The sequence below is a fragment of the Geobacter sp. FeAm09 genome, assembly GCF_008330225.1.
GTDB lineage: Bacteria > Desulfobacterota > Desulfuromonadia > Geobacterales > Pseudopelobacteraceae > Oryzomonas.
The window spans coordinates 512,700-531,309 of the sequence record NZ_CP042466.1; the positions used below are offsets into that span (position 1 = coordinate 512,700).

18 protein-coding genes are annotated in these 18,610 nt (G+C 65.4%); 12 read left to right on the forward strand and 6 right to left on the reverse strand.

Annotated elements, in window-relative coordinates:
• Window positions 1-23: 23 nt before the first annotated feature.
• Window positions 24-1,397 (reverse strand): bifunctional UDP-N-acetylglucosamine diphosphorylase/glucosamine-1-phosphate N-acetyltransferase GlmU, encoded by a 1,374-nt coding sequence (gene glmU, locus FO488_RS02375; RefSeq protein WP_149209061.1) that lies wholly within the window; start codon window positions 1,395-1,397, stop codon window positions 24-26.
• Window positions 1,398-1,609: 212 nt separating this feature from the next.
• On the opposite strand from glmU, the gene prmA reads away from it, so the two are divergent.
• The 4 genes from prmA (at window position 1,610) to mutL (ending at window position 5,865) form a co-directional block, all read left to right on the forward strand.
• Window positions 1,610-2,542, forward strand: a complete 933-nt coding sequence (gene prmA / locus FO488_RS02380; RefSeq protein WP_149209062.1) for a 50S ribosomal protein L11 methyltransferase — start codon at window positions 1,610-1,612, stop codon at window positions 2,540-2,542.
• Complete coding sequence (locus tag FO488_RS02385) at window positions 2,539-3,285, forward strand: 16S rRNA (uracil(1498)-N(3))-methyltransferase (protein ID WP_149209063.1); 747 nt, start codon at window positions 2,539-2,541, stop codon at window positions 3,283-3,285. Before prmA ends, FO488_RS02385 begins: the two co-directional genes overlap by 4 nt.
• Before the next feature lie 29 nt (window positions 3,286-3,314).
• Complete coding sequence (locus FO488_RS02390) at window positions 3,315-3,902, forward strand: hypothetical protein (RefSeq protein WP_149209064.1); 588 nt, start codon at window positions 3,315-3,317, stop codon at window positions 3,900-3,902.
• 121 nt (window positions 3,903-4,023) lie between these two features.
• On the forward strand, window positions 4,024-5,865 hold the full coding sequence (gene mutL / locus FO488_RS02395; protein WP_149209065.1) for a DNA mismatch repair endonuclease MutL: 1,842 nt from the start codon (window positions 4,024-4,026) through the stop codon (window positions 5,863-5,865).
• A 136-nt stretch (window positions 5,866-6,001) separates the two neighbouring features.
• On the opposite strand, the gene FO488_RS02400 is transcribed toward mutL, so the two are convergent.
• On the reverse strand, window positions 6,002-7,627 hold the full coding sequence (locus tag FO488_RS02400; protein WP_149209066.1) for a methyl-accepting chemotaxis protein: 1,626 nt from the start codon (window positions 7,625-7,627) through the stop codon (window positions 6,002-6,004).
• A gap of 223 nt (window positions 7,628-7,850) precedes the next feature.
• On the opposite strand from FO488_RS02400, the gene miaA reads away from it, so the two are divergent.
• The 4 genes from miaA to FO488_RS02420 are packed head-to-tail and all read left to right on the forward strand — an operon-like array spanning window position 7,851 to window position 11,492.
• Window positions 7,851-8,777, forward strand: coding sequence for a tRNA (adenosine(37)-N6)-dimethylallyltransferase MiaA (gene miaA, locus FO488_RS02405; RefSeq protein ID WP_149209067.1), 927 nt, complete (start codon window positions 7,851-7,853; stop codon window positions 8,775-8,777).
• A gap of 21 nt (window positions 8,778-8,798) precedes the next feature.
• Window positions 8,799-9,023 (forward strand): RNA chaperone Hfq, encoded by a 225-nt coding sequence (hfq, locus tag FO488_RS02410; RefSeq protein ID WP_149209068.1) that lies wholly within the window; start codon window positions 8,799-8,801, stop codon window positions 9,021-9,023.
• A 46-nt stretch (window positions 9,024-9,069) separates the two neighbouring features.
• Complete coding sequence (locus FO488_RS02415) at window positions 9,070-10,161, forward strand: AI-2E family transporter (protein ID WP_240732138.1); 1,092 nt, start codon at window positions 9,070-9,072, stop codon at window positions 10,159-10,161.
• Window positions 10,158-11,492 carry a DUF512 domain-containing protein gene (locus FO488_RS02420; RefSeq protein ID WP_149209069.1) on the forward strand — a complete coding sequence of 445 codons (1,335 nt, stop codon included), beginning with the start codon at window positions 10,158-10,160 and terminating at the stop codon, window positions 11,490-11,492. Before FO488_RS02415 ends, FO488_RS02420 begins: the two co-directional genes overlap by 4 nt.
• 111 nt (window positions 11,493-11,603) lie before the next feature.
• Here the strand turns inward: FO488_RS02420 and FO488_RS02425 are convergent, their stop codons facing one another.
• The 3 genes from FO488_RS02425 to FO488_RS02435 all read right to left on the reverse strand — a co-directional run bounded on the left by FO488_RS02425 (window position 11,604) and on the right by FO488_RS02435 (window position 15,199).
• Entirely contained in the window at window positions 11,604-13,616 is a 2,013-nt protein-coding gene (locus tag FO488_RS02425; RefSeq protein ID WP_149209070.1) for a PAS domain-containing sensor histidine kinase, read from the reverse strand.
• Window positions 13,616-14,773 carry an alcohol dehydrogenase-like regulatory protein ErcA gene (ercA, locus tag FO488_RS02430; protein ID WP_149209071.1) on the reverse strand — a complete coding sequence of 386 codons (1,158 nt, stop codon included), beginning with the start codon at window positions 14,771-14,773 and terminating at the stop codon, window positions 13,616-13,618. Before ercA ends, FO488_RS02425 begins: the two co-directional genes overlap by 1 nt.
• 228 nt (window positions 14,774-15,001) lie before the next feature.
• Entirely contained in the window at window positions 15,002-15,199 is a 198-nt protein-coding gene (locus tag FO488_RS02435; RefSeq protein WP_149209072.1) for a hypothetical protein, read from the reverse strand.
• A gap of 171 nt (window positions 15,200-15,370) precedes the next feature.
• Here FO488_RS02435 and FO488_RS02440 point away from each other — a divergent pair, with 171 nt between their 5' ends.
• The 4 genes from FO488_RS02440 (at window position 15,371) to rbr (ending at window position 17,875) form a co-directional block, all read left to right on the forward strand.
• Complete coding sequence (locus tag FO488_RS02440; RefSeq protein WP_149209073.1) at window positions 15,371-15,553, forward strand: hypothetical protein; 183 nt, start codon at window positions 15,371-15,373, stop codon at window positions 15,551-15,553.
• A gap of 168 nt (window positions 15,554-15,721) precedes the next feature.
• Entirely contained in the window at window positions 15,722-16,591 is an 870-nt protein-coding gene (locus FO488_RS02445; RefSeq protein WP_149209074.1) for a diacylglycerol kinase family protein, read from the forward strand.
• A 206-nt stretch (window positions 16,592-16,797) separates the two neighbouring features.
• Entirely contained in the window at window positions 16,798-17,172 is a 375-nt protein-coding gene (locus FO488_RS02450; RefSeq protein WP_168205842.1) for a Fur family transcriptional regulator, read from the forward strand.
• Between the two features lie 130 nt (window positions 17,173-17,302).
• Window positions 17,303-17,875: a rubrerythrin gene (gene rbr / locus FO488_RS02455; RefSeq protein ID WP_149209076.1), complete on the forward strand. Its 573-nt coding sequence runs from the start codon at window positions 17,303-17,305 to the stop codon at window positions 17,873-17,875.
• Window positions 17,876-18,052: 177 nt separating this feature from the next.
• Here the strand turns inward: rbr and FO488_RS02460 are convergent, their stop codons facing one another.
• Complete coding sequence (locus FO488_RS02460) at window positions 18,053-18,607, reverse strand: bifunctional 2-polyprenyl-6-hydroxyphenol methylase/3-demethylubiquinol 3-O-methyltransferase UbiG (RefSeq protein ID WP_149209077.1); 555 nt, start codon at window positions 18,605-18,607, stop codon at window positions 18,053-18,055.
• Window positions 18,608-18,610 lie beyond the last annotated feature (3 nt).

An 18,610-nucleotide genomic window follows, 5' to 3' on the forward strand; every position in this document is an offset into this window, starting at 1 on the left:
TCACCCGTTGAGCCGTTTGGGGACTACTTTTTTTTCAGCCGCCAGCCGTCCTTGTTCACCTGCGGCACCCGGGCGATCGCCAGGGAATCGGGCGGCACATCGATGGTGACGGTGGTCCCGGCCGCCACCAGGGAGTTGCGCCCCACGGTGACCGGCGCCACCAGTTGGACGTCGCTGCCGATGAACACCTGGTCCCCGATGACGGTGCGGTGCTTGTTGACCCCGTCGTAGTTGCAGGTGATGGTGCCGCAGCCGATATTGACGTCGCGGCCGATTTCCGCATCCCCCAGGTAGGTCAGGTGGGACGCCTTGGAGCCTTCGCCCATGACGATCTTCTTGGTCTCCACGAAGTTGCCGATCTTGACGTGGGCATGGAGCACGGTACCGGGGCGCAGGTGCGCCATGGGGCCCACGGCCACCGCCTCGTGGAGTTGGGAATCCTCCAGGACCGATCCCGCCTTGATGTGGCAGTTGTCGGCGATGCGGCAGCCGGAGATGGTGACGTTGCCGTCGATGACGCAGCCGGAGCCTATGACCGTTGTGCCGTCGATATGGCAGTTGGGGTGGACGATGGTGTCGGCGCCGATGGCGGCCCCCTGGTCGATGTAGGTCTGGTCGGGATCGATGATGGTCACCCCGGACAGCATCAGCTCCCGGTTGATGCGCCGGCGCAGAATGCGCGCCGCCTCGGCCAGCTGGCCCCGGTCGTTGACCCCCATGATTTCCTCGGCGTCGCCGCTCTCCAGGGCCAGGCAGGCCAGCCCCTTGTTCACGGCCACGGCTACCAGGTCGGTCAGGTAGAACTCCTTTTGGGCGTTGTCGCTCCCCACGCTGTCGATGTTGTCGAACAGGAAGGCCGCATCCATGCAGTAGATGCCGCTGTTGATCTCGCGGATGGCCAACTCTTCCGGAGCGGCGTCCTTCTGCTCCACGATGCGCAGCACCGCTCCGCCGTCGTTGCGCACGATCCGGCCATAGCCGTGGGGATCGTCCACGGTGGCGCTCAGAACGGTCAGCGCCGCCCTGTGGGCGCGGTGGAACTCGATCAGTTTTTTCAGCGTTTCCTCCCGCAGCAGGGGGGTGTCCCCGCACAGGATGAGCACCGTGCCGTCGAAACCGGCCAGGGCCTCGCGGGCACAGGCCACGGCATGGCCGGTGCCGAGCTGTTCCTGCTGGAGCACGCAGCGGATATCCCCTGCGGTGTGGAAATGGCCCTGCACCGCCTCGGCCTGGTGCCCGACCACCAGTACCACCGGGGCCGCCCCCGCGGCCCGGGCCGCCATTACCGGATAATCGATCATGGGCCGTCCGGCCGCCGGGTGCAGAACCTTTACCAAGCTTGACTTCATGCGGGTGCCCTTGCCTGCGGCAAGGATGATTGCGGCAACGTTGTCCATCTGAGTGAGTGCTCCCGATTGTCTAAGAAGAGGGTATGCAACGCCTGACCGTGCAGTTTATGTGATGCGGGAAACGCCGTCAAGCATTCAATAGGTACCCCTGCTGGTGGGCCAATTGTCCGGAACCGCGGCCGAATTTTTATTGCCAAGGGCCGGTTGTTCTGCTAACCTTCCGAAATAACGTGAAAATAATCGAGGAGTCCCTGTCTGATATGAATGATACCTGGCTGGAGGTGGCCTGCGAGCTGCCCAACGAACTTGCCGATATCCTGGCGGAGTACCTGGCCGACGTCTCGGGCGCCGGCGTCTGCGTCGAAAACCTGAATGTGGATGCTTTTTCCCCTGCCGAAATAACCCACAGCCCGCTCATGACCGTCAAGGCCTACTTCAGCGCCGCCGACGACATGGCCGCCCGGCTGGCGGAGATCTCGGCCTTTCTGGATGACCTGGCCGCCGCCAACCCGGGCGCAGCCATCGGGAAGCCGGTGGTGGCGACGGTGAAAAGCGAGGACTGGAGCACGAGCTGGAAGGCCAACTTCAAGCCGCTCCGCGTGGGACGGCGGCTTTTGATCGTGCCGTCCTGGGAAGTGGTCGAGGCCGGGCCGGACGACATCGTCCTGAGCCTGGACCCGGGCATGGCCTTCGGCACCGGCGGGCACGAGACGACCCGGCTCTGCCTGGAACAGTTGGAGGCGGTCCTGCTGGGCCGCCCGGCCGGTTCTCCCCCCTCGGTGCTGGACCTGGGGACCGGTTCCGGCATTCTGGCCATGGCCGCGGCGCGCCTGGGCGCGGGCCGCGTCTGTGCCGTGGACATCGACCCGGATGCGGTGGAGGTGGCGCGGGAAAACCTGGCGATCAACGGCCTGGCGGAGCGCATCGAGTGCAGCGCGACCCCTCTGGAGGCCCTGGCCGGTCCCTTCGACGTCATCCTGGCCAACATCCTGGCCGAGGAACTGGTTCGGCTGGCTCCCCAGCTTACGGAGCGGCTGGCTGCGGGCGGCGTGCTGATCCTCTCCGGCATCCTGGCCGAGAAGGAACCCCTTGTGCGGAGCGGGTTCGCGGCCCAGCCCCTGGCCTACCGGGAAACGGCGCGCCAGGGGGAGTGGGTGGCGATGCTCTACCGTAAGGATGTCGCACCGGCATGAGCCAGCGGCGTTTCATGATATCGTCCCGCACGATCCGTGACGGGTATGCCTCCTTCGACGGCGACCTCTTCAACCACATGGTGCGGGTGCTGCGGCTCGGCACCGGCGACGGCGTGACCCTGGTGGACGAAGCGGGCAACGAACATCAGGGGGTCATCGACCAGGTCTCCCGGGAATGGGTCGCCGTCAGGGTCGAAGCGCCCCGGCAAGCGGCCCCGGCCAGGGGGGAGGGGGTGCGGATCACCATCTGCCAGGCCCTGCCCAAGGGGGAGAAGATCGACCTGATCCTTCAGAAGGGGACCGAGTTGGGGGTCCACGATTTCTCCCTGTTCGGCGGCCGGCGGTCCGTGGCCCGGGTGCGCGAGGAGCAGCTCATCGCCAAGCTGGAACGCTGGCGGCGGATAACGGCCGAGGCGGCCCGCCAATGCAACCGGCGCTCCATTCCCGCCGTCACCTGGTCGCCGACGGCGGCCGGGGCGGCCGGCGCCACGTCCCAGGAGCTCCGGCTGCTGCTGTGGGAGGGGGAACGGAAGCAGGGGCTGAAGTCGATCCTCGCCGACCGTGCCTGCCCCGCTTCCGTCATCGTGGCCGTGGGGCCGGAGGGGGGCTTCGACCCCCTCGAGGTGCAGGAGTTCCTCCGGCAGGGATATCTGCCGGTTACCTTGGGAGACCGGATTCTGAGGACCGAAACCGCCGCTATTGCCATTACCGCAATTTTACAGTATATTTGGGACACTCTGTAACCAGACTTGAAGGTCGCAAGGAGCCGGCGATGAAATGCCCCAAGTGCGGATATAACAGCTTTGAGTACAATGACAATTGTCCCAAGTGCCTCAATGACCTCACCGGCTACAAGGCGACCTACGGACTCAAGGCCATGGCGCTGCCCCTGGCGGCCCGGACGGACATGGCCCGGTCCATGGCGAGCGAGCTTCACGCCGACAGCCATGCGCCGGAGGATACGGACATGGCCTCCGATATCTTTTCCTTCGACCTGGGGGACGATGGGCCGGAAACGCCCCAGGGGGGCGGACCCGTCCATGACCCCTTCAGCTTCGACGACGAGCCGGGCGATGCCTTCGGCTCCGGGTTTGGCGGTTTCTCCTTCGGCGACGAGCAGGAGGGACAGAAGTCGGCCCAGGCCAAGGCCGAAGAGGACGCCTTCGCCAGCCTGCTGGAGTCAACCCCGCAGAAGAGCGCCGCGGCGCCGGCCGGCAAGCCCGCTGCCGCGGCCGCTCACGATGAGTTCGATCTGGAGAATTTCTCGTGGGACGACACGCCCGATCCCGCCAGTGACGATAAGGGGGGCGCACCCCGCGAGGATGACTTCGGCAGCCTGTTCGGCGGCACCAAGAAGTAGTCCCGCCGCGTGCCGGCCCGCTGGCCCCAGGCCCGTTCCCCCTCTCGTTCCAGGGCGGACGGGCCTTGACGTATCCACCGCAGGCAGTCCCGAATGAAAAACGTTTCCCCGGAGTCCCCACGTGTCCCAGCGCATCGCCATCCTCCCCGAAACCATTACCAACAAGATCGCCGCCGGCGAAGTGGTCGAGCGGCCCGCCTCGGTCATCAAGGAGCTGCTTGAGAACTCCCTGGATGCCGGCGCAATCGATATCTCCGTGGAGATCGCCGCCGGGGGGCGGCGGCTGATCCGCATCACGGACAACGGCCACGGCATGTCCCGTGAGGACGCCCTGCTTTCCCTGGAACGCCACGCCACCAGCAAGATCAGGACCGACAGCGACCTGGACGGCATCCTGACCCTGGGGTTCCGCGGCGAGGCGCTCCCTTCCATCGCCTCGGTCTCCCGTTTCCGGCTGGCGACCCGTGAAGCCGGCAGCCTGGAGGGAACCGAGATCGTCGTGGAGGGGGGGCGGGTCAGGGACGTGAAGGCCTGCGGCATGGCCCCCGGCACGGTCATCAGCGTGGAGCAGCTGTTCTTCAACACCCCCGCGCGCCTCAAGTTCCTGCGGAGCGCCGAGACCGAGACGGGACACGTGGGGGACACGGTGGCCCGCATGGCCGTTTCCCGCCCCGATGTGGCCTTTCGTCTGACCAGTGACGACCGGGAACTGCTGCGGGTGCAGCGCAGCGACCTGCGCCGGCGCATCGCCCAGACCGTGGGCAGGGACGCCGCTGCCGCCCTCCACGATGTTGCCAGCACCGAGGGGGGCATCACGGTCACCGGGTTCATCTCCGGCCCCCACGCCGTCCGCTCCACCACCTCGGCCATGTTCACCTACATCAACGGCCGGTTCGTCCGGGACAAGGTGGTACAGCACGCCATCATGCAGGCCTACCGCGGCGTGATCGACCGTGGCCGCTATCCCATCCTGGCCCTGTTCATCGAACTCCCCCCCGGCGAGGTGGACGTCAACGTCCATCCCACCAAGCATGAGGTGCGTTTCCGCCGCCAAGCCGCCGTGCACGACGCCCTTCAGGCGGCCCTGGAGGAGGTGCTGCGCCGGTCCCCCTGGCTGGCGCACCGGCCGGAACCAGCGCCCCCGGCACCGGCCGCCCCGGCCGGCGGCCAGGCCTACCGCGAGCGAATCGCCGCCGCGGCCCAGGCATCCCTCAAGTTTGTGGAACAACCGCCGCGTACGTCCTTTTCCCCTGCCGCCGCTTCCGGAGAGGGCACGCGTACCGCGCCGGTTGCCGCAGTCGCCCCCTCCGGCACCACCGTTTCGGTCCGGGAGCCGGCGGAACCGTTCCGGCCGGAGCCCGCGCCGGCGGAAGCCGCGGGCTATTTTTCCTCACTGGCGATCATCGGCCAGTTCCACGGGGAGTACATCCTGTGCCAGTCCGGCGCCGAACTGGTGGTCATCGACCAGCATGCCGCCAGCGAGCGGGTCGCCTACCAGCGCCTGCGGCAGCAGTTTCGGGCCGGCGGTGTGGAATCGCAGCGGTTGCTCTTTTCCGAGACCCTGGAGCTTTCTTTCGGCGAGGCGGCCGTGGTGGGGCGTTTCCGCGACGATCTCGCCCGCATCGGCTTCGATCTCGAGCCGTTCGGCGGCGCCACCGTCGTGGTTGCCGCCCTCCCGCGCCTGGCCACGGGGCGGGACGGCATGCAGCTGGTGCGGGACATCCTGGCCGAGCTTGCCGTACTGGGGACCAGCGCCGCCTTCGACGGCGCCATCGACGATCTGCTGGCCCGCATCGCCTGCCACTCGGTGGTGCGCGGCTTTCATCCCCTGGAGAACCGCCAGATCACCGAACTGCTGCGGGCCATGGACGAAACCGACTTCGCCGCCAGTTGTCCCCACGGCCGCCCCGTATCCCACACCATCACCCTGGGGGAGTTGGAAAAGATCTTCAAGCGGACCTAACCTCTTCCGGCTGCCGCGGATGCTCGGGAAGGGCGAACGAAAAACCCCCGGCAAGCAGCGCGGGTGCGCGTTTGCCGGGGGGCTTGTCTGCGGCCGTTCCCGTGGCTGAGCGGCTCCGCCCGGGCGGAGCCGGCGATCACAGCCTGAACTGCCGTACCAGGGTCTGGAGGTGCTCCGCCTGCTGCGCCATCTGCGAGGCTGCGGCGGCCGATTCCTGGGCGCCGCGGGAAGTATCGTGCACCACCTGGGTGATCATGTGGATATTGTTGGTGATCTCGCTGGTCGTGGCGGTCTGTTCCTCGGCGGCCGTGGCGATCTGGCTGACCTGCATGGTGACGGCGTTGACCTGTTCCAGGATCTCGTTCAGGGCCGTTTCCAGCTGGGCGGCCTCGGCGGCTCCCCGCTCGGTGCCCTTGACCCCCTCCTCCATGGAGACGATGGCCTCCTTGGTCTGCCCCTGGATCGCCTTGATCATGTCGCCGATCTCCTTGGTGGCGCGGGTGGTGCGCTCCGCCAGGGCGCGCACCTCGTCGGCGACCACCGCGAAGCCGCGCCCCTGTTCGCCGGCACGGGCCGCTTCGATGGCCGCGTTCAAGGCCAGGAGGTTGGTCTGGTCGGCGATGTCCTCGATGGTGGCCACAATGGCCCCGATCTGGTCCGAGCGCTCTCCCAGCGACTCGACGATCCTGGCGTTGGCGCGGGTGCCGTCACCCCGCTGGCGGATGCCGTCCACCGTGTTCTTGACGACCTCGAACCCCTTGCTCGTCGTGGCTGCGGCCTGTTGTGCCCCCCCGGCGGCCATGTGACAGTTGTTGGCGATATCCGAGGAGGTGGCCGCCATCTCTTCGCTGGCGGTGGCGACGGTTGCGGCCTGGGCGGCAACCTCTTCGGTGCCGGTGGACATCTGCGTGGCCGTGGCGCTGACCTGGGCGGCGGCCGACGATAGGTGTGCCGCGGTCTCCATGACCTTGCCGATAAGTTCCCGCAGGTTTTTCACCATGGCGCCGAAGGCGGCGCTCAACTGGCCGATCTCGTCCCGGGAGTCCAATTCGATTTCGACTCCCAGGTCACCGGAGGCGATCTGGTCCGCCTTGTGGGCCAGGCTGCGCAGGGGGGCGCTGAACAGGCGCGCCAGGATGACCGCCTCGAGCAGGCCGATGGCGATGCAGACCGCCAGGGCGATCATGACCCAGGTGCGGGCAGCGGAGCTGATGGTCGCCATGCCGCGGCTCTCCGTCGTGGTCTGTTTCGCCTGATTCTCCACCGTGGCATCCAGGGCCTTGAGCGCCTGGTTGAAATACTTGCTCGATGCCCCCCGGATCAGTTCCCCGGCCTCGATATCCTTGTTCTGCAGGGCCATTTCGGCTACTTTGGGGGTCTCGGCCAGGTACAGTTGCAACGCCTTGGTGAACTCGCCGTAGAGTTTGCGTTCCTCGTCGGTGTCGATCATCTTCTCATAGGCCGCCTGCTCCTTCCTGAGCTTCTCGGCGGTTTCCTGGTTGCGTTTGATGTATTTGTCGATGTCTTCCGGGTTGTTGGAGACGACCATCAGCAACTCTCCCCGCCGGAGACTGCCGAAGAGATCGCTGATGCGGGCTACGGAGAGGATGCCCGGCACCTGCTTTTGGGCCACGTCCTCGGCACTGGTGCGGACCAGGTTCAGCCTGCCGATCATGAAGATGCCCAAAAAGACCGTGAGCAGCAGGACCAGCAGGAATGACATGATGAGTTTTGCGCCGATCGAGAGATTCTTGAGCCACATACATCCTCCTTCATTTATAGAAGCATGTGAGATTGCACGGGAGTATTGGGGAGCTTTGATCGATTGCGGCAGATTGTGACAGAATTGTGCACGAATTGTGGCCGAATATAACACCAAAAAAATCACATGAAAACCCATTTAATGATTGCTATAGTGCTTACAGGAAGTTACCGTCCCTTATGGAATCCGGTCCGGGAACGGCAATTAAGGGCGTACAGGTGACATGAGCGTATCGGGCAAACCAAAACTGCTGGTGGTCGTCGGCCCCACCGCCTCGGGCAAGAGCGAGCTGGCCCTGCGCCTGGCCCGAGAAGTGGATGGCGAGATCGTCAACGCCGACTCCATGCAGGTCTATCGCGGCCTGGATATCGGCACCGCCAAGCCGTCGCCGGAGCAGCGTGCCGGCGTGCCCCACCACCTGATCGACGTGGCGGAACCGGACCGGCTTTTTTCAGCGGCCGATTTTGCCGAGGCGGCCGACGCGGCCATCCGCGACATAACCGGCCGCGGCAAGCGGGTCATTGTGGTCGGCGGCACCGGGCTCTACATCCGTGCCCTGCTCAAGGGGCTGGTGGATTCCCCCAGCGGCGCGGGCGCCATCAGGAGGGCGCTGCAGGAAGAGGCGGCGCACCTGGGCAACGAGGCCATGCTGGAACAGTTGCGCCAGGTGGACCCGGAGTCGGCGGCGCGCATGCACCCCAACAACCTGGTGCGCATCATCCGCGCCCTGGAGGTGCACCGCCTGACCGGCGTCCCCCTCTCCCGCCATCAGCAGGAGCACGCCTTCGGCACCCAGCGTTACGACAGCCTCCAGATCGGCATCCGCGTCGACCGCCAGGAGCTGTACCGGCGTATCGAGGCCCGGGTGGACCAGATGCTGGCGGCGGGGTTGGTGGCGGAGGTGGGGGGGCTCCTGGCCCGGGGATATGACCGCCAGTCGAAAGCCATGCGGGCCATCGGCTACAAGGAAACGGCCGCGTATCTGGCCGGGGAATGCGGCCTGGACGAGGCCGTGTGGATCATGAAGCGGGACACGCGCCGCTATGCCAAACGCCAATTGACATGGTTCAATGCCGACCCGGACATATTATGGTTTGAATATCCGGGAAAGTTTGCTACTATTTTACGGCATGCTATTGAATTTTTTTGAATAACAGGAGGAACGCCCCTCATGGCAAAAGCACCCTTCAACATTCAGGACCAGTACCTCAATCAGGCCCGTAAGGAGCGTGTCCGCGTGGTTGTCACCATGATGTCGGGCGATAAGCTGGAAGGACATATCAAGTCATTCGACAACTTCTCGGTGCTGCTGGATTACAACGGCGACATCCTGATCTACAAGCACGCCATCTCCACCATCACCTCGGCCGACGGCGCCTTCCGGCTGCACCAATGACCAGTTCAGCCGTCTCCGGGGACGTTGCGGCCCCGGAGACGGCCCCATGAATCAGGTTCCCATGAACAAGAGTACCAAGATCCTCCTCGCAACGGCCCTGCTGCTTGCGGCCCTGGCGGCGGTCATCCTCTATTTCTCGGCCTCCGTATTCCTGCAGCTGTTCATCGCCTTTGCCCTCGCCTACATGCTCAACCCGGCGGTGCTCTTTCTGGAGCGCAAGGGGATGGGGCGCATCCCCAGCATCCTGGTCGTCTTCTTCGCCGCGCTGGTTGTCTGCGTCGGCATCGCCGTGTTCTTCGTGGTATCCCTTGGCAGGGAATTCTCCAGCATGCAGCTCAATCTGCCCGCCTACGCCCAGCACCTCTACGAGATCACCCCGGCGGCGGTCAAGTCGTACCTGGGGGTCGAGACCCCGGACAAGCTCTCCCTGCGCCTGAATGACGCCCTGGCCCAAGCCCGCAGCGTTGCGCCGGACATCGTCAAGCCGCTGCTGAGTCTCCTCCGGGAGGCGTTTTCCTCCACGATCTCCTTTGTCCTGGCGCTGTTGGGCTACTTCATCATCCCGGTCTATCTCTTCTACCTGCTGGCCGACCTCCCCCGGCTGAAAGCGTTCGTTCAGTCGTTCGTCCCCGAGCGCCACCAGCACGCCTACAACGAAAGGCTTGGGGAAATCGACACGGTGCTGGGCGGGTTCATCCGCGGCCAACTTTCGGTCTGCGCCATCCTGGCGGTACTCTACAGCATCGGCCTGTATTTCATCGGCATCGACCTGGCCGTCGCCATCGGCACCCTGGCCGGCATCACCTTCATCATCCCCTACGTGGGCACCATCATCGGCATCTGCCTGTCGGTCGTCATGGCGCTGCTCAAATTCCACGACATCCTCCACCCCCTGCTCTGCCTGGGGTGGTTCGGCCTGGTCCAGGCCCTTGAAGGGGCGGTCATCACCCCCCGGGTGGTGGGGGACACGGTCGGCCTGCACCCCCTGGTGGCCATCATCGCGCTTTTGATCGGGGGGCAGATATTCGGCCTCATGGGGATGCTGCTGGCCGTGCCGGTCACCGCCGTGCTACAGGTGTTCCTGCGCTCGCTGGCCGCCTGGTACCGCGAATCCGACTTTTACCGGGAGGGGCGATGAACGGGCTTGTCATCGAAGCGGTCGCGCCCGGCTCCATCGGCGGGGAGATGGGGGTGGAGCCGGGGGACCGGCTGCTGGCGGTCAACCACCATCCCCTGCGGGACATCATCGATTACAGCTACTACACCGCCGCCGACGACGAACTGCTGCTGGAGGTCGCCAAGCCGGACGGCGAGGTGTGGGAGCTTGCCATCGAACGGGAGCCGGGGGAGCCGTTGGGGCTCACCTTTCCGGCCCCGGAGCCAGCCCGCTGCCGCAACAACTGCGTCTTCTGCTTTGTCCACCAACTCCCCCGGGGGCTGCGCAAGCCGCTCTACGTCAAGGACGAGGACTACCGCCTCTCCTTCCTCAACGGCAACTACGTCACCCTGGCCAACCTGAAAGGAGCCGAACTGGCCCGCATCATCGAACAGCGCCTCTCGCCCCTGTACATCTCCGTTCACGCCACCAACCCGGCGTTGCGCGAACAGTTGCTGGGCCGGCCGGGCATCCCCCCCATCCTCGACCAGTTGCGGGAGTTGGCCGCCGGGCGCATCGGCATGCACACCCAGGTGGTGCTCTGTCCCGGCCTCAACGACGGTCCCGAGTTGGAACGGACCGTGGGCGACCTGGCGGAACTCTACCCGGCGGTGCAGTCCCTGGCCGTGGTGCCGCTGGGATTGACCCGCCACCGCGGGCGCCTGCCCCGGCTCACGCCGGCGGACGCCGACTATGCCCGCGCTTTCGTCACCGCCTGGGGGCCGCGGGCCACGGCTCTGAAAAAACGCCTGGGCGAACCGTTCCTCTTCCTGGCCGACGAGTTTTATCTCAAGGGAGGCGTCCCGTTCCCGCCGCTGCGGGAGTACGGCGACCTGCCCCAGATAGAGAACGGGGTCGGCATGGTGCCGCTGTTCCTGCGGGATGCCGCCCAGGTGCTGCGGACGGCCCGGCCGGTGGGCGACCTGCGGGTTACGGTGGTGACCGGCGTCTCGGCCGTGGGCTTCGTGGGAGAGTTCCTGTCGCGGCTGGGGGAGCGGACCGGGGCCCGGATTGTGCCGGTGGCGGTGGAAAACCGCCTGTTCGGGGAAAGCGTGACGGTCAGCGGCCTGGTGGCGGGCAACGACATCATGGCGGCGCTCGCGGGGGTGGAGATCGGCGCGGGGCTCCTGGTGCCGGACGTGATGCTCAAGGAGGGGGAGGGGCTGTTCCTGGACGACGTGTCCCTGGATGAGGTGCGGGGGCGCCTCGGTTGCCCGGTGCTGACCTTCGACGGTACGCCCCGCGGGTGCTACCGGGCCCTCCGGCAGTTGGCCCGCCCGGGGAACCCGCTGTCCCGGGCGCCCGGTTCGTAGTCGCACCCCCGCCTTTCGGGGCCGGTGCCGTCGTTGCGGCACCTTGATGCCGCCCCTGCCACACCGGCCGCACCAGCTCGCCGTTACTCCCCGCGGCACCGGCGCGGAGCGCTAGGACAAAAGCTCCCTGACCTTTGCCAACAGCGCGTCCGCGGAGAAGGGCTTCTGGATGAAGTTGCGCTCTTCGTCGAACAGGCCGTGGTTGACGATCACATTGTCGGTATAGCCCGACATGTAGAGCACCCTCAGGCCGGGCTGGGCCACCGCCAGCCGGGCGTAGAGTTCGGGACCGCTCATCCTGGGCATGACCACGTCGCTCAGCAGCAGATCGATGTGCTGCTCCCCGGTCAGCTTCAGGGCCACTTCGGGGCTCTCCGCCACAAGGACGGCATATCCGTCCTCCTTCAAGAGCTCAGAGGCCATATCGCGCACCATCTCGTTGTCCTCGGCCAACAGGATGACGCCCCTTCCCTGTCCTGTCGCCAGCACGCCCGGCACGGGCGCCGACTCCTGGTCGGGGGCGCGCCCGGCCAGGGGGAAGTAGATCTTGAAGACCGTACCCCGCCCCGGCTCGCTGTAGACCCAGATGCTCCCATTGTGCTGTTTGACGAGCCCGTAGACCGTTGCCAGCCCCAGGCCGGTGCCGAGGCCGCTTTCCTTGGTGGTGAAAAACGGCTCGAAGATCTTTTCCTGGGTTTCCGGGGTCATGCCGTGCCCGGTGTCGGTCACGGACAGCATGGCATGCCAGCCCGAAACGATGCCGGCGTGGTGCCGGGCATAACCTTCGTCAAGCATCACCATGGCGGTTTCGATGGTTATGGTGCCGTTTTTTTCAATGGCGTCCTGGGCGTTGATGGCCAGGTTCATCAGGATCTGCTCCACCTGGGTCCGGTCGGCGCGGATGCTGGGCAGCTCCGGGGCGAGGTGCAGGCTGATCTCCACGCTCTCCCGGATGGTCCTGCGCAGAATGCCGGAAAAATCCGCAATGACCGTATTCAGGTCAAGAACCCGCATGGTCAGCCGCTGTTTCCGGCCGAAGCTGAGAAGCTGCTGGGTCAGCTCCTTGGCCCTGGATGCGGCCAGCATGATCTGCCCCAGGCGCGAGCTGGCCCGCTCGTTGTCCGACAAGTCCCGCATCAGGAGCTGGACGTACACGATGATGGGAGTCAGCAGGTTGTTGAAGTCGTGGGCGATTCCGCCCGCCAGCCGGCCGACGGATTCGATCTTCTGGGCCTGGGACAGCTGCTCGGACAGAATCTTCTTCTCAGCCTCCGCCTGCTTGCGGTCGCTGATGTCCCGCCCCGCCACGATCAGCCGTTCGGCGGCGCCGAGCATGGCGCGGCGTATGTTGATCTCCAGCCAGAACAGCTCGCCGTTCTTGCGTTTGCCCAGCCATTCGAATACCTGCGGTTCCCCCGCTGCCGCCCGCCGCATCCATGCCATGGCCTCGGCCTGGGAATAGGGGGGCTCGCCGGCGCTGATGGCCTCCACGTCGAGCCGGCTGGCCTCTTCGCGGCTATAGCCGAACAGGTCGCACATGGTCTGGTTCACTTCCAGGATCGCCCCGCTCTCCAGGTCGTGGATGAATACGGCGTCGCCGATCAGGTCGAAGATGGCGCGAAAACGCTCCTCGCTCTCCCGCAGGGCCTTCTCGGCCCGCTTCAGCTCGGTGATGTCGAGAATCACGCCGACCAGGCCGCGTACCGTGCCGTTTGCGCGCAGGATCAGGGACTTGTAGAACACCACGTCATGCAGCGTCCCGTCGCCGTGGCGGAGGGCGGCCTCGTAGACCTGGGTCCCTCCCAGGGCCAGCAGCTCAAGGTCGGCGCGACGGTAGGTGTCGGCCAGTTCCCGGGGCGCCAGGTCGTATGCCGTACGGCCGATGATCTCCTCCTTGGAGAACCCCAGGTAGCGGGCAAAGGCCGCATTGCAGTTGAGATAGACCCCGTCCAGGTTCTTGTGGAAAACCGGGTTGGGGATGGAGTCGATGACGTTGGCCAAAAGCTCGCGGTTTTCCTCGAGCTCCTCTATCTTGTGCTGCAGTTCGGGGAAAAAACTCTTGCGCCCCGACATGCTGCCCAGGCCGATGACGGCATCGCGCTGTTGTTGCCAATCCGGATCCATCAGAACGCCTCTTCGTAGATGACTTCGATATCCCGCTGGCTGGGGCGTCGCGGGTTGGTGACCATGCAGGCGTCCCGCAGCGCGTTGGCCGCCAGGTCACCCAGGTCGCCGCTCCGTACGCCCCGGTCCCCCAACCCCCCGGAGATGCCCGCTGCCGTGCGCAGCCGGTGCACCTCGGCGAACAGCGCCGCCCGGCACTCCCCTCGGTCCATGCTCCCGGTATCGAGGCCGAGTGCCTGCCCCACATCGCGGTAACGGTCCCCGGCCTCGGCGAAGTTGTAGGAAATGACGTGTTCGAGCAGCATGGCATTGCACTCACCGTGGGGCAGGTCAAGACGCCCCCCCAGGCTGTGTGCCATGGCGTGCACCGCGCCCAGGCTGGCGTTGGAGAAGGCCAGCCCGGCCTCAAGGCTCCCCAGCATCATCTGGCTGCGGTGGTCCAGATCGTCCGGCGCGGCGATGGAGGCAAGCAGGTGGCGCGCGATCAGGCGGATCGCCTGGAGGGCGTGGTTGTCGGTGAGGGGGGAATGGGCGTTGGAAACGTAGGCCTCGATGGCGTGCACCAGGGCATCCATGCCGGTGCACGCGGTGAGGTAGGCGTCCATGGTGGTCAGGGTCTGGGGGTCGATGATGGCCACGTCCGGGACCACCGCCTTGCTGATGATCGCGATCTTGGTGAGGCGCACCCGGTCGGAAATGATGGCGAACTGGGAAACGTCGGCCGACGTTCCGGCGGTGGTGGGGATGCAGAGCAGCGGCGGCATGGGAACCGGAATCCTGTCGATCCCCTCGTAATCAAGGATGTTTCCCCGGTTGGACACCACGATGCCGATACCCTTGGCGCAATCCAGCGGGCTGCCGCCCCCCACCGCCACGATCAGGTCGCAAGCCGCGCTTCGGTGCACTTCGGCGCCGGACATGACCTCTTCGGTGCGCGGATTCGGCGAAACCCCCGAGAAGAGCACGTGGCAGACACCCGCATCGTTGAGCGCCGCCAGCACGCGTTCGGTCCACCCGGCCGCCATCACGCCGGGGTCCGAAACCACGAGGGCCTTGCGGGCGCCGTACAGGGCAGCGTACTGGCCGGCCCGCTCAATGGCACCGGTACCGAAGATGATCTCGGGCGCTACGAACTTCCGCAGTTCCATCGCACTCATCCGTATCTCCTCCCGTCTGCCGGCTTCACGGTAAAAACTGATAACAATTACGGTGTTATAAGGGAAATGCGTCATGGCGGCGTTTCTGTATAAACAACAATATAGAACAAGGTTACATTAAAATCCACATATAAATATACGCCTACCCATCTCGGTCAAGCCGGTCGGCGAAGAGGCCGCGAAAGGGGCCTGCCGTGCGGCAGGCCCCCATGGGTACTGACGGTGTGTTCAGTGGGTGACCTCGGAGCATTCCCTGCGTTCCCACGAATCCAGTTCGCCGTTTTCAAGCCGCACCTGAATGGTTTCGCCGGCGTAGGTGCAGCCGAACGAATAGCCGAGTTGCCCATTCTTCAGGTTGCGGAGGGGCACGTGTTCTTCGCGCTGCTCGGTCCAGTAGCAGACCTGGTCGTATTGATTCGTCTTCATGGCATTTTCCCCCTTCTGGATTTATTGTATCTCCCCGGGCCGCGCTCTGCAAGCCCCCGCCCTTTCCCGGCCGGCTGCGCCGCAAAGTTGCCCACATGTTATCCTTTTTCCACCTGACCGTAACAATCCGCAGGTAAGTAGATTGCCATAAACATGCAAAGGAGCATCGCCATGAAAATTCGCCCCGATGAAGACTATTACTACTGGTGTTGCGATTGGTGCGACACGGAAAATCTCGTCCTCTGGGCGCGGCTGCACACCGGCGCCTACTGCGGCGCCTGCCACCGCCCCCTGGCCCTGCCCGACAACCCGGGCATCGCCACCGACACCTCCATCGCCGCGGGTCTCTGCTGACGCGGCGGGTTGCCGGGCACCCCCTCGCACATTTACGTCTGGATATAACCTGAAACCCTGGTATGATGCTGGGGCAACTCCATGGACGGTGCCCGCCCGGGAGGCCGTCCTCACTCTGCCAAAGGTATGCTGCCCGCCGCTGTGGCCGGCAGCGGAACGTCCGGACCCATGCCCACCACGTTTCTGATCATCAACCCCGCTTCCGGCAGTTTCAGCCGCCGGCGCATCGCGCAGGTGGTTCACAGCCTCACGCGTGCCGGTCTGCCGCCGATCATCCATCCGGTCAGGAACCCCGCCGAGGCGTACCCCTGCTGCCAGGCCATCCGCCGGGTGCGCGAACATCCCTTCATCATCGTTGCCGCCGGAGACGGCACGTTCAACGCCGTCTTGAACGGGCTCGGCCCCGGACCGGCAACCCTGGCGGTACTCCCCCTGGGCACGTCCAACGTCCTGGCCGCCGAACTGGGGATCGCCTCCCTTGCGGACGGCATCGCCCGGATATGCGCAGGCAAGACCGGGCCGCTGGCGACGGGGCTCCTGGAGTTTGACGCGGGCCGCCGCTATTTCGCCCTCATGGCGGGCAGCGGTCTGGACGGCGCCGTGGTGGGCGGTGTCAGGGCGGGGGAAAAGCGGGTGCTGAAACAGGGGGCCTATGCCCTGTCGGCTTTCAGGGCGGCGCTTGGGTGGGACCGGGGTATGCAGGAGATCGTCGCGGACGGGAAGTGCTGCCTCTGCCACACCGCGGTGGTGTGCAACGCCTCGCGCTATGGGGGGAACTTCAGGCTTTCGCCCGGCAGCAGCCTGTTCCGCAGCGGCTTTGAAATCGCCTGCGTTACGAAGGCCGACAGGCGGGGATACCTGGCGATTGCCCGCAACCTCTTCCTGGGGCGGCCGATGCCGGATACGGCCATTACCTGGCTCACCGCCACCGAGATCGAACTGCGGGGAACGAAGCCGATCCAGCTCGATGGGGATTTCGTCGGCCACGGTCCGGCGCGCATCACGGCTGTGGCCGATTTTGCCCGGCTCATCATGTAGCCCGGCTCCCCCCGGCTGCCCGCATGCCCGGGGGCCGGCAGCGGAAGCGCTCCCGTTGCGCCGACCCGCCCCGTTTATTTTGCCCCTTGACAGACAGCCCGCAAGAACGTATTGTCTCTTCGCTAGGAATGATTCCTGATTAGGGGCAGGCCATCAAACGGGAACAGATCAAAAAAAGCATTATCCAGGGGCTCAGGGACAGGGGGTTGAAACTGACCTCCCAGCGCCTTGAGATCATAGGCGTGCTTACCCGCGACAGAAGCCATCCTTCCGCCCTGACCATCTTCAAGAAGGCGCGGGAGAAGTACCCCAACATAAGCCTGTCCACGGTGTACTATACCCTGGCCCTCCTCAAAAAGCACCGGCTGATCAGGGAGCTGGAGTTCGAAACCATGGACAACCGGTATGATATGGACACGGCCAGCCATCTCAACCTGATCTGCACCAATTGCGGAAGGATCGAGGACTTTGCCGACGCCGCGCCCGTACCGCCCGAGGTGGTGGAGCGCGACACCGGCTTTGCCCCCCACGACATGCGTTTCGAGTATTACGGGCTGTGCCGGCAGTGCCGCACGTCCTAGTGTCTTTTGCCGGACAGACCGGAACCGTTCCTGCTTGCCCCGGAGTTTCCCGCTTCATCCATAAACGCCGAAATTGCCCGCAGCATTCCTCCGAAGGAACCCACACCAACCACAGAAAGGAACAGGACAGATGACATTGAAAGGAAGCCGCACCGAGAAAAACATCCTCACCGCATTCGCCGGCGAAAGCCAGGCCCGCAACCGCTACACCTATTTTGCCGCCCAGGCGAAAAAGGACGGCTACGTGCAGATCGCCGAGATCTTCGAGGAAACGGCCAATCAGGAGAAGGAGCACGCCAAGCGGCTGTTCAAGTTCCTGGAGGGGGGCGATGTGGAGATCACCGCCGCTTTCCCGGCCGGTGTGATCGGCACCACCGCGGAAAACCTGCTGGCCTCCGCCCAGGGGGAGAACCACGAGCAGACGGAGATGTACCCCGAATTCGCCGCCATTGCCAAGGAAGAGGGCTTCCCGGCGCTGGCCGCCGTGTTCACGGCCATCGCCGTTGCCGAAAAACAGCATGAAAAACGCTTCCGGGCCCTTTTGGCCAATATCGAGAACGACCGGGTGTTCCGGCGGGACGAGCCGGTGGTCTGGAGATGCCGTAACTGCGGCTACCTCCACGAAGGGCCCGCCGCCCTGGAGCTGTGCCCCGCCTGCGCCCATCCGAAAGCCCATTTCGAACTGCTGGCCGAAAACTACTGACCCGCAGCAGCAACCGCCCGCAGCGGAAGGGAACACACCGCGCCCCCCGCCATGCCTTTAGCGCACTGGTGAAGCGCCGTTCCCGGTGTGGACCTTGCCGCTGCGCGAAGGCTGCCGCCGTAACGAAACCGCCCCTGTTTCCGCCCGGTACCGGCGGGAAACAGGGGCTTTGCTTTTTTACCCTGGGGGAGTGCCGTCGCGGCGGTAGATGGCCGCCAGGGCGTGGCTGCGGTAGTAATGGCTGACCCGCCGCATCCCGTGGGGAGCGAGCATGAGGTCCAGCTCGCCGTGGCTCAGGGTCTTGGCGCACGTGCCGGGCGACAGGCGGGCGTCGCAGGAGTGCCCGCACACCTCGTCCGGCCGGCGGCAGCGCACCTCCATCATCAGGTAGCCGCCCGGCTTCAGGTTGGCGACGGCGGTCTGCAGGTAGGCGTGCCGCTCCTCCTCTGCCATGATGATATTGAAGACATAGGTGGAAAGCACCAGATCAACGCCCAAGCGGCTGCCGGAAAGCTCGTCCGTGGCCAGCAGGCGCTTCACCTGCCGGGCGGCGGGGCGGCTGCGCAGCTTTGCCACCTGTTCCGGCAGGTCCGCCGCATAGACCGTAAAACCCCGCTCCGAGAGATAGCAGGCGTTACGCATGGTGCCGGTGCCGTAGTCCAGCACCTTCACGGCGCGCTGGGTTTTGAAGAAGCGGCTGTAACGCCGCACGCTTTCGGCTGCTGCGCACATGGA

Excerpts from the sequence above, each read along its gene's own strand:
- glmU (WP_149209061.1), bottom strand. The coding sequence starts at position 1,397 with ATGGACAACGTTGCCGCAATCATCCTTGCCGCAGGCAAGGGCACCCGC.
- prmA (WP_149209062.1), top strand. The coding sequence starts at position 1,610 with ATGAATGATACCTGGCTGGAGGTGGCCTGCGAGCTGCCCAACGAACTT.
- FO488_RS02385 (WP_149209063.1), top strand. The coding sequence starts at position 2,539 with ATGAGCCAGCGGCGTTTCATGATATCGTCCCGCACGATCCGTGACGGG.
- FO488_RS02390 (WP_149209064.1), top strand. The coding sequence starts at position 3,315 with ATGAAATGCCCCAAGTGCGGATATAACAGCTTTGAGTACAATGACAAT.
- FO488_RS02400 (WP_149209066.1), bottom strand. The coding sequence starts at position 7,627 with ATGTGGCTCAAGAATCTCTCGATCGGCGCAAAACTCATCATGTCATTC.
- miaA (WP_149209067.1), top strand. The coding sequence starts at position 7,851 with ATGAGCGTATCGGGCAAACCAAAACTGCTGGTGGTCGTCGGCCCCACC.
- hfq (WP_149209068.1), top strand. The coding sequence starts at position 8,799 with ATGGCAAAAGCACCCTTCAACATTCAGGACCAGTACCTCAATCAGGCC.
- FO488_RS02415 (WP_240732138.1), top strand. The coding sequence starts at position 9,070 with ATGAATCAGGTTCCCATGAACAAGAGTACCAAGATCCTCCTCGCAACG.
- FO488_RS02420 (WP_149209069.1), top strand. The coding sequence starts at position 10,158 with ATGAACGGGCTTGTCATCGAAGCGGTCGCGCCCGGCTCCATCGGCGGG.
- FO488_RS02425 (WP_149209070.1), bottom strand. The coding sequence starts at position 13,616 with ATGGATCCGGATTGGCAACAACAGCGCGATGCCGTCATCGGCCTGGGC.
- ercA (WP_149209071.1), bottom strand. The coding sequence starts at position 14,773 with ATGAGTGCGATGGAACTGCGGAAGTTCGTAGCGCCCGAGATCATCTTC.
- FO488_RS02435 (WP_149209072.1), bottom strand. The coding sequence starts at position 15,199 with ATGAAGACGAATCAATACGACCAGGTCTGCTACTGGACCGAGCAGCGC.
- FO488_RS02440 (WP_149209073.1), top strand. The coding sequence starts at position 15,371 with ATGAAAATTCGCCCCGATGAAGACTATTACTACTGGTGTTGCGATTGG.
- FO488_RS02445 (WP_149209074.1), top strand. The coding sequence starts at position 15,722 with ATGCCCACCACGTTTCTGATCATCAACCCCGCTTCCGGCAGTTTCAGC.
- rbr (WP_149209076.1), top strand. The coding sequence starts at position 17,303 with ATGACATTGAAAGGAAGCCGCACCGAGAAAAACATCCTCACCGCATTC.
- FO488_RS02460 (WP_149209077.1), bottom strand. The coding sequence starts at position 18,607 with ATGTGCGCAGCAGCCGAAAGCGTGCGGCGTTACAGCCGCTTCTTCAAA.